The sequence below is a fragment of the Vibrio astriarenae genome (assembly GCF_010587385.1).
Classification (GTDB): Bacteria; Pseudomonadota; Gammaproteobacteria; order Enterobacterales; family Vibrionaceae; genus Vibrio; species Vibrio astriarenae.
The window spans coordinates 862,018-878,261 of record NZ_CP047475.1; the positions used below are offsets into that span (position 1 = coordinate 862,018).

15 protein-coding genes are annotated in these 16,244 nt (G+C 47.1%); 11 read left to right on the plus strand and 4 right to left on the minus strand.

Translation table 11 applies throughout. The features are described 5' to 3' along the window. Positions 1–337: 337 nt before the first annotated feature. Both nagE and glnS read left to right on the plus strand, forming a co-directional pair. Positions 338–1,909, plus strand: coding sequence for an N-acetylglucosamine-specific PTS transporter subunit IIBC (nagE, locus tag GT360_RS04165; RefSeq protein WP_164647652.1), 1,572 nt, complete (start codon positions 338–340; stop codon positions 1,907–1,909). 188 nt (positions 1,910–2,097) lie between these two features. Further along, positions 2,098–3,768, plus strand: a complete 1,671-nt coding sequence (glnS, locus tag GT360_RS04170) for a glutamine--tRNA ligase (RefSeq protein ID WP_164647653.1) — start codon at positions 2,098–2,100, stop codon at positions 3,766–3,768. 225 nt (positions 3,769–3,993) lie between these two features. Here the strand turns inward: glnS and GT360_RS04175 are convergent, their stop codons facing one another. Genes GT360_RS04175 through lolB form a run of 3 tightly spaced genes read right to left on the minus strand, consistent with a single transcriptional unit; the run spans position 3,994 to position 6,460 of the window. Beyond that, positions 3,994–4,941 (minus strand): ribose-phosphate pyrophosphokinase, encoded by a 948-nt coding sequence (locus tag GT360_RS04175; protein ID WP_164647654.1) that lies wholly within the window; start codon positions 4,939–4,941, stop codon positions 3,994–3,996. Between the two features lie 29 nt (positions 4,942–4,970). After that, positions 4,971–5,855, minus strand: a complete 885-nt coding sequence (gene ispE, locus GT360_RS04180) for a 4-(cytidine 5'-diphospho)-2-C-methyl-D-erythritol kinase (RefSeq protein ID WP_164647655.1) — start codon at positions 5,853–5,855, stop codon at positions 4,971–4,973. Continuing rightward, positions 5,837–6,460: a lipoprotein insertase outer membrane protein LolB gene (gene lolB, locus GT360_RS04185; protein ID WP_164647656.1), complete on the minus strand. Its 624-nt coding sequence runs from the start codon at positions 6,458–6,460 to the stop codon at positions 5,837–5,839. The genes ispE and lolB overlap by 19 nt, the downstream gene beginning before the upstream one ends. Before the next feature lie 217 nt (positions 6,461–6,677). On the opposite strand from lolB, the gene hemA reads away from it, so the two are divergent. From hemA to GT360_RS04230, 9 genes are all read left to right on the plus strand, one after another. Next, positions 6,678–7,937: a glutamyl-tRNA reductase gene (gene hemA / locus GT360_RS04190; RefSeq protein WP_164647657.1), complete on the plus strand. Its 1,260-nt coding sequence runs from the start codon at positions 6,678–6,680 to the stop codon at positions 7,935–7,937. Positions 7,938–7,981: 44 nt separating this feature from the next. Then, the gene (gene prfA, locus GT360_RS04195) at positions 7,982–9,070 is read left to right on the plus strand and encodes a peptide chain release factor 1 (RefSeq protein ID WP_164647658.1); all 1,089 of its coding nucleotides are present in this window, start codon (positions 7,982–7,984) and stop codon (positions 9,068–9,070) included. A gap of 4 nt (positions 9,071–9,074) precedes the next feature. Continuing rightward, a complete protein-coding gene (gene prmC, locus GT360_RS04200) occupies positions 9,075–9,926 on the plus strand; it encodes a peptide chain release factor N(5)-glutamine methyltransferase (protein ID WP_164647659.1) in 852 nt (283 codons plus the stop codon). A gap of 8 nt (positions 9,927–9,934) precedes the next feature. Continuing rightward, on the plus strand, positions 9,935–10,318 hold the full coding sequence (locus GT360_RS04205) for a SirB2 family protein (protein ID WP_164647660.1): 384 nt from the start codon (positions 9,935–9,937) through the stop codon (positions 10,316–10,318). A gap of 52 nt (positions 10,319–10,370) precedes the next feature. Beyond that, the gene (locus tag GT360_RS04210; RefSeq protein ID WP_164647661.1) at positions 10,371–11,180 is read left to right on the plus strand and encodes a SirB1 family protein; all 810 of its coding nucleotides are present in this window, start codon (positions 10,371–10,373) and stop codon (positions 11,178–11,180) included. A gap of 39 nt (positions 11,181–11,219) precedes the next feature. Next, a complete protein-coding gene (gene kdsA / locus GT360_RS04215) occupies positions 11,220–12,071 on the plus strand; it encodes a 3-deoxy-8-phosphooctulonate synthase (RefSeq protein ID WP_164647662.1) in 852 nt (283 codons plus the stop codon). Positions 12,072–12,296: 225 nt separating this feature from the next. Further along, a complete protein-coding gene (gene ushA / locus GT360_RS04220; protein ID WP_164647663.1) occupies positions 12,297–13,958 on the plus strand; it encodes a bifunctional UDP-sugar hydrolase/5'-nucleotidase UshA in 1,662 nt (553 codons plus the stop codon). A 69-nt stretch (positions 13,959–14,027) separates the two neighbouring features. After that, a complete protein-coding gene (ybaK, locus tag GT360_RS04225; RefSeq protein ID WP_164647664.1) occupies positions 14,028–14,504 on the plus strand; it encodes a Cys-tRNA(Pro) deacylase in 477 nt (158 codons plus the stop codon). 102 nt (positions 14,505–14,606) lie between these two features. Continuing rightward, positions 14,607–15,746: a DUF2066 domain-containing protein gene (locus GT360_RS04230; RefSeq protein ID WP_164647665.1), complete on the plus strand. Its 1,140-nt coding sequence runs from the start codon at positions 14,607–14,609 to the stop codon at positions 15,744–15,746. A gap of 62 nt (positions 15,747–15,808) precedes the next feature. Here the strand turns inward: GT360_RS04230 and GT360_RS04235 are convergent, their stop codons facing one another. Further along, entirely contained in the window at positions 15,809–16,234 is a 426-nt protein-coding gene (locus GT360_RS04235) for a DUF2069 domain-containing protein (RefSeq protein WP_164647666.1), read from the minus strand. Positions 16,235–16,244 lie beyond the last annotated feature (10 nt).

The following is a 16,244-nucleotide window of genomic DNA, read 5'->3' on the forward strand; positions in this document are numbered from 1 at the left end:
AGTGCTTATTGGATTCTATCGTATCCGGGTGAATCATCAATCTGATTCTCATGATAGATAGAGCTCTTCCTTTTATATTCAGTGGTTTAATGCGGAAAATTGTCATTTGTGAAATACAATATAAGCCGAAAAAACTCATTAATTCGTATCATAAAATAAGTTTTATGATCTGGCTAGCAAAAACCTTGTTTTTGGGTCGGAACTGGTGATTATGATCACAATTGATGACCTTTTAATTTGCGGGGCAAAATTATTGCCGTACACTAAACAGGACTAAATTGAGCGGCCAAAATAAGTCGGTCAAACAAATTAAAAATCCTATAGGGGGAACTATAAGGTGAACATTCTCGGATATGCGCAGAAGTTGGGTAAGGCTCTTATGCTACCTATCGCAACGCTCCCAGTAGCGGCACTTCTACTACGTTTAGGTCAAGGTGACCTTCTTGATATTGCATTTATGGCTGAAGCTGGTGGTGCTATTTTTGGCAACCTACCACTACTTTTCGGTCTGGGTATCGCGATTGGTCTTTCTAAAGACGGTTCGGGCGCCGCAGGTCTTGCTGGTGCCGTTGCTTACTTTGTACTGACAGCGACCGCGACAACCATCAATGCAGAAGTGAACATGTCTTTCTTTGGTGGTATTTTCGCAGGTATCATCGCAGGCCACTCATACAACGCTTTCCATGCAACACGTCTTCCTGAGTGGTTGGCATTCTTCTCTGGCAAGCGACTTGTTCCGATTATGGCTGGTCTTTTCTCTCTAGTAGCAGGTGCTGTTGCTGGTGTTGTATGGCCATCAATTCAATCAGGTCTTGATACGCTAGCTCACGCGGTTTCAACCTCTGGTGCTATCGGCCAATTTGTCTACGGTACGCTAAACCGTGCTCTTATCCCTGTAGGTCTTCACCACGTATTGAACTCTTACTTCTGGTTCGGCATGGGTACATGTCAAGAAGTGCTAGTGACGGGTGCTCAAGCGGCGGGCCAAGCTCTTCCGGCAATTCAACAACTTTGTGTAGATCCAGCACTAGCTAAATCACTAGTAGCAGGCCAAACTCATACATTCGAATTTGCTAACTCTGTTACTCCAGAGATCACGGCAACAGTGAAAGAAGTCACAGAAACAGTGAAATCTGGTGACCTACACCGTTACTTCGGTGGCGATAAAGGTGCTGGCGTATTCATGAATGGTTTCTTCCCTGTGATGATGTTCGGTCTACCTGGTGCTGCCCTAGCAATGTACCTAGCAGCGCCAGCAGAAAAACGTAGTCAAGTAGGTGGTGCACTGTTTTCTGTAGGTTTCTGTTCATTCCTAACCGGTATCACAGAGCCACTAGAATTCATGTTCGTGTTCCTAGCTCCAGCACTATACGCGATGCACGCTGTGTTCACGGGTCTGTCTCTTGTTGTAGCTAACATGTTCGGTACACTGCACGGCTTTGGCTTCTCTGCAGGTCTGATTGACTTCGTACTAAACTGGGGTCTAGCGACGAAACCAGTGACGCTACTACTTATCGGTCTGGCATTTGGTGCGCTTTACTTCTTCACATTTAGCTTCGCAATCCGCGCTTTCAACCTGAAGTCTCCAGGTCGTGAAGATGATGACGAAGAAGCTGCAGTATCAGCTGCTGATGCGCCAAAAGGTGATGTTGCTCGCCAATACCTAAAAGCACTGGGCGGCCACGAGAACTTAACGTCTATCGATGCTTGTATCACTCGACTACGCCTAACTCTTAAAGACCGCTCTATCGCTGACGAAGCTGTACTTAAGAAGCTGGGTGCGAAGGGTGTGGTGAAACTAGGTGAAAACAACCTACAAGTTATCCTTGGTCCACAAGCAGAGATCGTTGCTGGCGAAATGAAAGCAATCGGTGCGGGTGAAGACCTATCTCAGGTAGCTCTGCCATAATCGGTGCGCTTTTAAGCAAATAACTCGTAATTCAAATCTAAGCCTCTTGAAGCCTCTCCCTCAAGAGGCTTTTTTTCGTTTTAATTTATGTCGGTGTATTGTGAAATTCCTCAGAATCGTGGATCATTGGTGTATACGTCTACAATATGTAGGCTCGAGAATTAAATTGAAAGATTGAGGTACTCTTGATGAGTGAAACTGAAACTCGCCCGTCGAATTTCATTCGCCAAATCATTGATAAAGATCTGGCTGAAGGAACACACAACCATGTTCACACGCGTTTCCCACCGGAGCCAAACGGCTACCTGCACATTGGTCACGCGAAATCGATCTGCTTGAATTTCGGAATTGCTCAGGATTACCAAGGCCAATGTAACTTACGCTTTGATGACACCAACCCAGAGAAAGAAGACGTTGAATACGTTGAGTCGATTAAAAACGACGTAAGCTGGCTTGGTTTTGATTGGTCTGGTGAGGTGTGCTACTCATCTAACTACTTCGATAAGCTATACGGATACGCTGTCGAGCTGATTGAAAAAGGCTTAGCATACGTCGACGAGCTGACTCCTGATGAGATCCGCGAATATCGTGGCACGCTAACCGCCCCTGGTAAGCCAAGCCCGTACCGTGACCGCAGCGTTGAAGAGAACCTCGCACTGTTTGAGAAAATGCGTGACGGTGGTTTTGAAGAGGGCAAGGCATGTCTGCGTGCTAAGATCGATATGGCATCTTCATTCATGGTGATGCGTGACCCTGTTCTTTATCGTGTGCGTTTTGCTCACCACCACCAAACGGGTGACAAGTGGTGCATCTACCCAATGTACGACTTCACTCACTGTATCTCTGATGCGTTAGAAGGCATTACACACTCACTGTGTACACTAGAGTTTCAAGACAACCGTCGTCTATACGACTGGGTGTTAGAGAACATTACCATTGACTGCCAACCACGCCAGTATGAGTTCAGCCGTCTGAATCTAGAGTACACGGTAATGTCTAAGCGTAAGCTGAACCAGCTTGTGACCGAAAATCTTGTACAAGGTTGGGATGATCCTCGTATGCCAACGATCTCTGGTCTACGCCGCCGCGGTTTCACTCCTGGCTCAATTCGTGAGTTCTGTAAGCGTATCGGTGTAACCAAGCAAGAGAACATGATTGAGTTTGGCTCGCTAGAGTCTTGTATTCGTGATGATCTAAATGAGAATGCACCGCGCGCAATGGCAGTGCTCGATCCAGTCAAGATTGTGATCGAGAACTACGAAGAGGGTAAGGTTGAGAACCTAACGGTAGCAAACCACCCTAACAAGCCTGAAATGGGTGAGCGTGAAGTGCCGTTTACTCGTGAAGTTTGGATTGAACGCGATGACTTCCGTGAAGAAGCGAACAAAAAGTACAAGCGTCTAGTGCTTGGTAAAGAAGTACGCTTACGTGGTGCTTATGTGATTAAGGCTGAGCGCATTGAGAAAGATGCTGAGGGTAATATCACGACTATCTTCTGCTCTTACGATGATGAAACGCTTGGTAAGAACCCAGCAGACGGCCGCAAAGTAAAAGGCGTGATCCACTGGGTATCGGCTGACAAAGCTCTGCCTGCTGAGATTCGTATGTATGATCGTCTATTCACTGTTGCTAACCCAGCCGCAGCGGATAATTTTGCTGAGACGATTAATCCAGAGTCATTGATTAAGGTACAAGGCTTCGTAGAGCCAAGCCTAGCGCAAGCAAAACCAGAAGCGGGCTTCCAGTTTGAGCGTACTGGCTATTTCTGTGTTGACTCAAAAGATTCAACGGCAGAGGCGCTAGTTTTCAACCGTACTGTTGGTCTTCGTGATACTTGGGCCAAGATTGAAGCGAAGTAAGGCTTCTTTTCTATTGCTCTCAAGTTAAGGCTCTCAAAGCTACTTAATCTCGAACACGTGATGCAGTATTAGATCAAAGACCCGATTAATGTGTGAATAATCCGATAGACCCCGTCTATCGGATTTTTTTATGGGTCAGCAAAATCGAGAGATAAAAAAATGCCAGTCAGCAGAGCTGACTGGCATTTTTCTAAGAGATGTGTTTTTCGCGTATCGAACCAGAAATTACTGGTTGAACATCGCAGAAATTGACTCTTCGTTGCTGATGCGACGAATCGCTTCAGCCAGCATGCGTGATAGGCTTAGCGTGGTTACTTTACCTGTCGCTGCCATCTCTTTAGACAGAGAGATAGAGTCAGTGATGATCACTTGGTCAAGAACCGAGTTCTTGATGTTAGACGCTGCATTACCAGAGAAAACAGCGTGAGTTGCGTAAGCGAATACACGCTTAGCACCGCGCTCTTTTAGCGCTTCAGCTGCTTTACATAGTGTGCCACCAGTATCGATCATGTCATCAACGATCACACAGTCACGACCTTCTACGTCACCGATAAGGTTCATCACTTCAGAAACGTTAGCGCGTGGACGACGTTTGTCAACGATAGCGATATCGATATCGCCCAGTGCTTTTGCAGTTGCGCGAGCACGAACAACACCACCTAGGTCTGGAGATACCACAACAGGGTTCTCTAGGCCGCGGCTTTGCATGTCTTCTAGAAGTACTGGAGTACCGAAGATGTTATCTACAGGTACATCGAAGAAGCCTTGAATCTGCTCTGCGTGTAGGTCAATCGTAAGAACGCGGTCAACACCAACGTTAGATAGGAAATCCGCAACGACTTTCGCAGTGATTGGCACACGTGCTGAACGTACACGACGATCCTGGCGAGCGTAACCAAAGTAAGGGATAACTGCTGTAATACGGCCCGCAGAAGCGCGGCGCATTGCATCAATCATTACAACCAGTTCCATCAGGTTGTCGTTAGTTGGAGCACAGGTTGATTGAATGATGAATACATCACTACCACGAACATTTTCGTTGATTTGCACTGCAACTTCGCCGTCAGAAAAACGAGAAACAGTAGCGTCTCCAAGAGAGATGTATAGGCGGTCAGCAATACGTTGGGCTAGATCAGGTGTTGCGTTACCAGCAAATAGCTTCATATCAGGCACGGTGGAAACCTCAGGGTTGCATGCAGAATTTAAATTGTTTGATTTGTCTGAGACTTGAAGGTGGACAATGCCTGTTTCAGAGGCGAAATATTACGCCCTTGAGCAACAAAAGCAGAGACACTATCAGGCAGTTTAGCGAGGACATTTTGAGCAGTTTGCTCACTGTCAAACTCAGCAAAAACGCAAGAACCTGTACCCGTCAATCTAGACGGCGCGTATTGTAGCAGCCATGAAAGTTGCTTATCAACCTCTGGATACAGCAATCTGACAATTTTTTCGCAATCGTTTTCGTATTGACAGTTCAAGAGCTTGTTTAACGGACGTTTTGGCGTGTTTCGTGTTAAATCTGGGTGAGTGAAAATTTCTGCGGTAGAAATGCTGACGTTTGGTCTTACAACCAAGTACCACTTTTCTTGTGGTTCAACGGAGACAATTTTTTCACCAACGCCCTCTGCAAATGCTGCGTGACCACGAACAAATACCGGTACGTCGGCACCAAGCTTTAACCCTATCTCTGCCAGTTCATCATCAGATAGATTGACTGACCAGATCCTATTGAGTGCCACTAACGCCGTAGCAGCGTTCGACGAGCCACCTCCAATACCGCCCCCCATAGGTAACTTCTTGGTGAGCTCGATATGGGCACCTTTTTGATTGTCAGTATGCGCTCGAAGTGCCATTGCGGCTTTCCAAATTAAATTGTCTTCGACTGCTAGGCCTTCAATTTCGGGGCTGATGGTGATGTTCCCACTGTGATTAGGAGTTACGTGTAGCTCATCGCCAAACTCGACAAACTGAAATAGAGTTTGCAGCTCGTGATAGCCATCAGGGCGCTGGTTATTGATATACAGAAACAGGTTTAGTTTCGCAGGTGACGGCCAGGTAAAAGGGTGTGTCATTGAGAGATAGCCCATTTTGAAATGATGATGTTGAGTTTGGTGTCGCCATTGGTCAATGTCATACGTGAAGGCAAGGGCAGTGTCTCGCCTGCGTAGTCGACATCGCTATAGCGAGAATAGGTTAGGCGCCAAAATTGTCCGCCAATCTGTTTATCAAGGCTGGCTAGCGTGTTTTCAGCAGTGAGTTCATAGTGGTCAGCATCAGCAGGTAAGCCGATGAGCCAGCTAGGCAGCGAGTCTGCCGGAATCGAAAGTCCGGTTAGCTGGGCGATCAGTTGTTGCGCATTGTTACCCGTGTACGTGTCGCCTTCCATGGTCGTCACTTCCGCACCGTCGGGTGTTGACGTTACCGATAGTGCGGTTTGGCCAAGGATCGTGCGTAGTGTCAGTCGATTACTCTGCGCATCTTCTCGCCAGTCAAAGTTGAGGGACTGACGCTCTTGAGGCGAGATATAACCCAGCTTGCCGTTAGCGCGATAGTTGACGATAGATTGCAGTTTTTGTTGATGGCTTTGCCATTCAACACTCGTTGCACTTTCTGGCAGCGAACTACAGCCGTTAATTAGAACTAACACGAGGCTGATGAATGAAAGTCGGCGAAAAATTGTAATTAGATTCATAGGCTTGATAAGTCTCTGGCTTGGTGTTAACCACGCAAGGTGAGTCACATAGAGAATGAACTATAAAACACAACTATATCACTAAAATTGGTTGTCTGATAAACACATAGAGGTGGTTAAGCTCAGAAAAGCGGGTTACAGCTCTTTTCATCTACAGGGGCATCAAGTAAAATTCGGCTCTTATTTGTTCCTCCCACCAACAGAGAACCTCTATTTCATGACTTTGCTTGCTCTTGGCATCAACCACAATACTGCTTCAGTAGAGTTGCGTGAAAAAGTCGCCTTTGGTCCAGATAAGCTGTCTCAAGCGCTGTCTGATATCAAACAGGTAGAAGGTATTGAAGGTGGCGTTATTCTTTCGACGTGTAATCGTACCGAGTTATATTGTGACGTGAGTGCGAAAGACGAGGGAGCATTAGTCGATTGGCTGACGGAGTTCCATCAGGTCGAGCCAAGTGAGTTACGATCAAGTCTCTATGTGCATCGAGATACTGAGGCGATCTCTCACTTGATGCGCGTATCGTGTGGACTCGATTCGTTAGTCCTTGGTGAACCGCAAATTCTGGGTCAGGTTAAGCAGGCGTTTGCTGATGCGAAAAGCCATCAGTCGGTAAACACATCGATTGAAAAATTGTTCCAGAAAGGGTTCTCAGTAGCCAAGCGAGTGCGCACTGAAACGGATATTGGTGGCTCAGCGGTTTCGGTAGCCTATGCGGCGTGTACATTAGCAAAACACATTTTTGAATCGCTAGCGAACTCAACCGTTTTGTTGGTGGGTGCTGGTGAAACCATTGAGTTGGTGGCCAAGCATCTATCGAGCAACGGCTGTACAAAAATGATCGTGGCAAACCGCACACGTGAACGTGCTTTGAGTCTGGCAAATGAGTTTGGTGCTGAAGTCATTGCACTAAATGAGATACCTGAGCACTTGGCCAAAGCGGATATTGTGATTAGCTCGACAGCCAGTCCTTTACCTATCATCGGTAAGGGTATGGTGGAGACGTCGCTCAGCGCACGTAAGCATCAACCTATACTGCTGATTGATATCGCCGTACCTCGTGATATTGAGGCGCAAGTAGGCGACCTTGATGATGCCTACCTCTACACGGTAGATGATCTACAATCGATAGTAGATTCTAATATTGAACAGCGCCGAGCTGAGGCGGTTCAAGCAGAAGCGATAGTCAAACAAGAAAGCACCGTCTTTATGGACTGGCATCGCTCACTGAAATCAGTGAACGGTATTCGAGAATATCGCGACAATGCACATGAAATTCGTAAGCAGCTACTAGAGAAAGGTATGCAAGCGCTCGCAAGCGGTGCAGATCCAGAAAAGGTGCTTACAGAGCTAAGTAACAAGCTCACAAACAAGTTGATCCACTCACCGACGCAGGCGATGCAGCAGGCGGCTCAAGAGGGACAACATGATAAACTACAAATTATCCGAGAGTCACTTGGACTAGATATGAATAGCTAGTCATCGATGCCCCTCAATAATAGCAACCAGATAAGACGACACTTATGAAAGCCTCAATTTTAGCGAAACTAGAAACACTCGTTGAACGATACGAAGAAGTTCAACATTTGCTGGGTGATCCAGATGTGATTGGCGATCAGGACAAGTTCCGTGCGCTATCACGCGAGTACTCACAGCTAGAAGAGGTGACCAAGTGTTTCCAAGCCTATCAGCAAGCTCAAGAAGATCTTGAAGCAGCTGAAGAGATGGCAAAAGAAGACGATGAAGAGATGCGCGAAATGGCGCAGGAAGAGATTAAAGAAGCAAAAGAGACGATCGAACGTCTGAATGATGAACTTCAGATCCTTCTCCTTCCAAAAGATCCAAACGATGAGCGTAACTGTTTCTTAGAAATTCGAGCGGGTGCAGGTGGTGATGAAGCAGGTATCTTCGCTGGTAACCTTTTCCGTATGTACTCTAAATATGCTGAGAAGCAGGGCTGGCGCGTTGAAGTCATGAGCTGCAACGAATCGGAGCAGGGTGGTTACAAAGAGATGATCGCTAAAGTGAGCGGTGATGGTGTTTACGGCACAATGAAGTTTGAGTCGGGCGGCCACCGTGTGCAGCGTGTTCCTGAAACTGAATCTCAAGGTCGCGTGCACACCTCGGCGTGTACCGTTGCGATCATGCCTGAAATTCCGGAAGCAGATTTGCCAGAAATTAAAGCAGCAGACCTTAAAATTGATACATTCCGTGCTTCGGGCGCGGGTGGTCAGCACGTTAACACCACGGACTCTGCGATCCGCATTACCCACTTACCGACAGGCACAGTGGTAGAGTGTCAGGATGAGCGTTCTCAGCATAAGAACAAAGCGAAAGCGATGTCAGTGCTGGCAGCACGTATTGTGCAAGCGGAAGAAGCACGCCGTGCGGCAGAAGTGTCAGACACGCGCCGCAACCTACTTGGCTCTGGTGACCGTAGTGATCGTATTCGTACCTATAACTACCCACAAGGTCGTGTTTCTGACCACCGTATTAACCTAACGCTTTACCGTCTAAATGAAGTGCTAGAAGGCGATCTGCAATCTCTGATCGACCCGGTTGTTCAAGAGCACCAAGCGGATCAGTTGGCTGCACTCGCTGATAACAACTAATTCAATGTCAGCACAACGTATTGATAGCACCTTGCGAGCGATAACGGCTCGCTTGGTGGAGAGCGGCAGTGAGTCTCCTTCTTTGGATGCCTCACTGCTGCTTTGTCATATCTTGGGTAAGCCACGAAGTTACCTACTGACCTGGCCAGAAAAACAGCTGGATGATTCTCAGTTGGCTGAGCTTGAACTGTTACTTATGAGACGTGAGCAGGGCGAGCCGATGGCGTACATTCTAGGCTATCGTGAGTTTTGGTCGCTCAACTTGAAGGTGGCCACGTCAACCTTGATACCTCGTCCTGATACAGAGCGTTTGGTTGAACTGGCTTTAGATAAGGCACTGGTGAGCGAAGGTGACATTCTTGACCTCGGTACTGGCACAGGCGCAATCGCCTTGGCGCTGGCCTCAGAGCTGCCTGACAGAAATGTGTTGGGCATCGATTTTCAAAAGAGCGCGTACCAGCTAGCAAGTGAAAACCGTGACCGTCTAGCACTTTATAATGCGCAGTTTATGCATGGGAGCTGGTATTCACCTCTAGAAGCTGGCGCGAAGTTTGCTGTCATCACCTCTAATCCACCTTATATTGACCCTCAAGACCCACATTTAGATCAAGGTGATGTGCGCTTTGAGCCAAGAACGGCGTTGGTCGCGCAAGAGCATGGCTTAGCGGATATCCGTTATATCAGTGTACATGCACGGCAATTCCTTGCCACAGGTGGCTGGTTGCTACTTGAGCATGGTTACGACCAAGGCGAAGCGGTGCGAGACATACTCAGTGGCTTCGGTTTTGAGCAGGTCTCGACAGAAAAAGATTTTGGCGACAATGACCGAGTCACTCTCGGTCAGTGGAATAGATAGGATTGAACATGTACGAAGGAATTAAACACCTACACTTGATGACCATTGCCCTTAGTGCCGCTCTACTGACGGTGCGCTATGCAATGATGATGGCCAACTCAGGCTTGAGTAATGCCAAGTTTTTTAAGGTGTTTCCGCACATCAATGACACGGTGCTTCTGGTGTCAGGCCTTGTACTGATTATGATTACAGGCTTTGTACCCTTTACACCACAAGGTTTATGGCTGACCGAAAAGTTTACCTGTGTGTTTGCTTATATTGCTTTAGGCTTTTTCTCGTTAAAAATGGCTAAAAATAATTTGCTACGCACTTTCGCCTTCTTTGGCGCGATGGGTTGGCTTGCTATGGCGGGCAAGGTTGCGGTGACCAAAACGCCGCTGTTTTTTGGTTAACAAGCAATTTTTGGTTAAGTAACCATGTTCAAAACAAGATTGTAGGAAGTTTATGCAAGCACTGTTTGATGAAGATTTTGACTCGATTGAACTGGTTGAAGGTGCGCTCATTCTCAATGAGGCCATCAACTCAGCAACACAAGTTCACTGGGCACATGAAGAGTTAAGTCGATTGCTTAAAGAGGCGGAACTCACGCTGGTTTCAGAGCGACATGATCAGAGTCGCTTTGATGCCTTACTTCGACTGTTTTACACCACTTGGGGATTTCAAGGGGATAAAGAGAGCTATTTTCACTCTAGTAATGGTTTTATTGATCAAGTACTTGAGCGTAAGAAAGGCATCCCTGTTAGCTTAGGTGCAATCCTTCTTTATCTTGGTCGCAAGCTCGGTTTCCGTATCCACGGCATTGCATTTCCAACGCAGTTTGTCCTGCGTATTGATTGGAGTGATGGTGAGCATAGTTATCTAAACCCATTTAATGGCGAGTACGTCACGACTCATACCATGCGAGCTTGGCTTGTTGGGCATGATGGGCCACTCGCTAAGATCAGTGCCGCTGATCTCGAGCTAACGGATAATGCGACAGTCATTGGACGTTGGTTAGCATTGCTCAAAAGTGCACTGCTGCGTGAAGAGAGCTACGCATTAGCCCTTCGTTGTACTGATCTCGCGTTGACCTTTGTCCCAGATGACCCATACGAAATTCGCGATCGTGGTTTTATTTATCAGCAGCTCGATTGTCATAATGTGGCCTTAAATGACTATCAGTTTTTTATCGACCAGTGCCCTGAAGACCCAGCAGCAGAGCTGCTCAAGACTCAAGTCAATCTCATGAGTCGCAAGGAAGTTGTACTACACTAACAAGCAGTTCGTTTCTGCCCTAATAATTAGAGAATCACTATGGAACAAAAAGTAGTTCACGTTGGCGATATCCCTGTCGCAAACGACAAGCCGTTTACCCTATTTGCTGGTATGAATGTACTAGAGTCACGTGACTTGGCGATGCAGATCTGTGAGCACTATGTAAAGGTGACAGAGAAGCTCGGTATTCCTTACGTATTTAAGGCGTCGTTCGATAAAGCGAACCGCAGTTCAGTTCACTCATACCGTGGCCCAGGCCTTGAAGAAGGTATGAAAATTTTCCAAGAGCTGAAAGATACGTTTGGTGTGAAAATCATCACTGATGTTCATACTGAAGCACAGGCACAACCAGTCGCAGACGTGGTTGATGTGATTCAGCTTCCTGCTTTCCTTGCTCGTCAAACTGACCTTGTTGAAGCGATGGCAAAAACAGGTGCGGTTATCAATGTGAAAAAACCTCAGTTTATGAGCCCAGGTCAAGTGGGCAATATCGTTGAGAAGTTTGCGGAATGTGGTAACGAAAATGTGATTCTTTGTGAGCGCGGTGCATGCCACGGTTATGATAACTTGATCGTTGATATGCTTGGCTTTGGTGTGATGAAGAAAGCGTCACAAGGTAGCCCGATTATTTTTGACGTAACACACTCGCTGCAGATGCGCGACCCTTCTGGTGCTGCTTCTGGTGGTCGTCGCGAGCAGACGGTTGAGTTGGCAAAAGCGGGTCTTGCAACGGGTATTGCAGGCTTATTCATTGAGGCTCACCCGAATCCAGAGAAAGCGCTGTGTGATGGCCCGTCAGCTTTGCCTCTCGATAAATTAGAGCCGTTTTTGGCGCAGATGAAAGCGCTTGATGACCTCATTAAAGGTTTTGAGCATATCGACATCCGCTAATCAATTTAGATGGAATTATTAAGCGAGCTTCGGCTCGCTTTTTTTATGCTCCAAGAGTCAGGGTTTTAGATACGTAACGAGAGTGTAAATGGTTTGTTGGTGATCTGGGGCACATTTTAGTGAGACGACGATGAGATGGTAAACATAAGCATTTAAACTCAATCATGTTTTAAGCTGAAGTCATACAGCTAGCAGTGGTTAAATACGATTATAAGGACAATTAACATGACTCATCGCCGAATGCTAAAAGCAACTCTGAGCGCAGCTATAATGGCGGCACTAGTGGGTTGCTCAACTCACTCTGCTCCTGAGTGGGAAGCCGATACCACTTATCGTCTTACTATTTTGCATACCAATGATCATCATGGCCGTTTCTGGCAAAACCGTTATGGTGAGTATGGTATGGCAGCGCGTAAGACTCTGATTGATGAAATGCGTGCCGAGATTGAAGCGCAAGGTGGCAGTGTGCTGCTATTGTCAGGCGGTGATATTAACACGGGTGTACCAGAGTCAGACTTGCAAGATGCCGAGCCTGATTTCAAAGGCATGAGCATCATTGGCTACGATGCGATGGCACTTGGCAACCATGAGTTTGACAACTCACTTGATGTGTTAGCTAAACAGATTGAGTGGGCTAACTTCCCAATGCTGTCTGCCAATATTTACGATAAGGCAACGGGCGAGCGCATGTTTCAGCCATACCAGATGTTCACCAAGCAGGGTATCAAGATTGCCGTTATTGGTTTAACGACAGAAGACACGGCAAAAATAGGCAACCCTGAGTTCATTGGTGGAATTGATTTCCGTGATCCAAAAGAAGAAGCGAAGAAGTTGATTGCTGAGCTTCAAGAGACGGAAAACCCTGATCTTGTTTTCGCCGTGACGCACATGGGCCACTACGAAGATGGTAATCGTGGTGTGAATGCGCCCGGTGATGTGGCGCTCGCACGCTACCTAGAAGAAGGGGAGCTAGACATGATTGTTGGTGGTCACTCACAAGAGCCAGTGTGTATGGAAGGTCCCAACATGTACAAACGCAACTTTAAACCTGGTGACGAGTGTAAGCTAGATGTGCAAAACGGTACCTACATTGTTCAGGCTCATGAATGGGGCAAGTATGTGGGGCGTGCTGACTTCGAGTTTGAAAACGGTGAGTTGAGCATGGTGAGCTATGATCTGGTACCAGTTAACTTGAAAAAGAAAATCAAGGTGGATGGTGAATCTCAGCGCGTATTGATTGCGGAAGAGATTGCGCAAGATCAAGAGCTTCTGGAGTTCCTACGCCCTTACCAAGAGCAAGGTCAAGCGCAGCTCAATGAGAAAATTTCTGAAACTAACGGCAAGCTAGAAGGTGACCGCAATGTGGTTCGCTTCCAACAGACCAACTTAGGGCGTTTGATCGCCACTGCACACATGAAGCGAGCAAAGGCTGACTTTGGTGTGATGAATTCTGGTGGTGTTCGTGACTCAATAGAAGCTGGCGATGTGACATACAAAGACATACTCACCGTTCAGCCATTCGGTAACATGTTGACTTACACTGATATGACAGGGCAAGAGGTCCTCGATTATCTTAATGTTGTTGCCACTAAACCCGTCGATTCGGGCGCGTACGCTCAATTTGCGGGGATTAGTATGACAGTGTCAGAGGGGCTGGTATCAAACGTCTTTATTGGTGATGAGCAGTTGCGCATGGATGAAACTTACCGCTTTACAATCCCAAGCTTTAACGCTGCTGGTGGTGATGGTTATCCGGTTGTGACAGACCATCCTGGTCACGTCAATACAGGATTTGTTGATGCAGAGGTGCTCAAAGAGTACCTAGAGTCAAACAGCCCACTCGATGTCAATCAATATGCACCCAATGAACAAATTGTCTATAAATAAATCATCATATTGACGTTGACGTAATTTACTTGCAAAGTGGTGTCATTACGACACCACTTTTTAATTGTCATGACACCAGCAATAAAGTTACTCGAAAAGAAAAAGATCCCTCATAAGGTGCTGCAATATCATCACGACTCTCGTGCGGAAAGCTACGGACAGGAAGCGGTTGAGGCACTTGGTTTATCTGCAGACAGTGTTTTCAAAACACTACTGGTTTCTCTCGATGGCAACCCGAAAAACTTGGGTGTCGCTATTGTGCCCGTTTCATGTCAATTGAGTCTAAAGTTGGTTGCAAAAGCCTTGAGTGCGAAAAAAGCGGTGATGGCAGATCCTACCATCGCCCAATCGGTGACGGGGTATGTCGTGGGAGGCATTAGCCCTCTAGGCCAAAAGAAACGCTTGCCAACGGTTATCGACAAAAGTGCACAAGGCCAGTCTGAGATTGGGGTGAGCGCGGGTAAGCGAGGTCTAGAGATTCAACTTGCGCCCGAGCAACTTGCCGCTGCTATCAACGCTAAGTTTACGTCAATAACCGCTGAGTAAACTTGCTGATGCGTTCAGACTTGCTTATCATCCACATAGCGCAACAGAAATCAGATAGTTAAAGGGTCGGTTGACCTTATCTAGAGCAAAATTAGGACCAGTATGCGAAATATTGCTTTGTTATTAATGGGCTTGGTGAGTATGCCCTTATGGGCGATGACCCAGGTAAACCTGTATCAGTCAGCGGTAGTGATTGATCAAGAGGCCGATAATGGTGACCAACTTGCTCGAGCCCAAGGTTTAGAGCAGGTGATTATTCGAGCTTCCGGCGATGCAATGGCGGCAAGTAACCCCGTCATCAAAAAGGCAATGGGAAACACGTCTCAATACATTACGCAGATTAGTTATGCTTCACGTGGCGAAGAGCAAGAGGTTCGTTTGATGTTTAGTGAGCCACGCGTACGTGCTTTGTTAACGCAGGCGCAATTACCTTACTGGCCTGCACAGCGCAAGACTGTCCTAGTTTGGCTGGCCGAAGAAGAGGCTGGTCAGCGTGCAATCAGCTGGGATTACGCCAATACCAACTATATGGCAGCCCTACGCGATAGCGCTCAACAGCGCGGTCTCCCTTTGACCTTCCCGCTTGGTGATTTTGAAGATATGACCAACATCGAGGTGTCTGATATTTGGGGCGGCTTTGAAGATGTCATCGAACAAACTAGCCAGAGATACCCTGCAGATGCTGTCCTTGTGCTACGCAACGATGGTAACAATGTACGCTGGACCTTGTATGATCAAGAGCCAGCACAAGGCCTAAGAGCAACGATTCATCGTACCTATCCAGCCAACACCTCTGCACAGCGTATTGTCGATGATATCGCGGTATTCTATTCACAAAAAGATGCGGTGGTAGTGAGCCAAGAGACATCAGGTAAAACGGTTGTCACCTTCGACAATGTGACAACAGCAGAGCAGTTCTTCAAACTAGAAAAAGGGCTTGAGAATCTCAGCACAGTTGCGACCGCTAATATTCTAGAAATGCACGCAAGTAGCGTAACTTTTGAAGTCGAGTTACTGGCCTCAAGAGAGGATTTTGAGCAATCGGTCCTGCGTGCATTGAGTGCCCACCGAGCGCCTGTTGAAGCTTTGGACACCGATTTGCAGCCACAGCCAATGGAAGACGGGTTAGAAAGCGGCGCAGTGCAGCAAGACAAGGAAGAGTTCGCAGAAGAGCCGGCAGTGCCGACTCAACTTCCTGAAGTGTCGGAACCAAGCACTAGTGAACTGACTTTTAGTTTGTAAAATGATCATATAAAAAATAGGGGACTCACATGAGTCCCCTATTTTTTTATACCAAGACATCTCTAGTCTGTATGGTACTTGCTACGTTCTGTCTTCTCGACTTCAGATAGCTTTTTCAACTTCAGCCCTAACTCTTTGCCTCGCAAGCGAGCGAACATAATATTGCAGATGAATGCGACACTGGTGAGGAACAGCTCGACAGCCCCAAACCATCGTTCTCCCTCATCGATATAGATGACAGTGAGACTATGAAGAAAGTACAGCATCAGCACAAAGTTCGCCCATGCATGAGTGTAAGGTTTGCCTGCGAGAATGCCCGGCAAAGGGAGCAATAAAGGGATTGCCCAAACCACGGCTAGGGTCGCTGCGTTAAGGTGAGGATGAGGAGAAAGGCTAAGATTCCAAAGCACGACCCAGGCCAGTAGCCCAAGATTTGCTGCTAGCGCACAGAGCCTGTAGCGGCGGGTTCGTTCACTCATCGATTCCATGATGAATTCC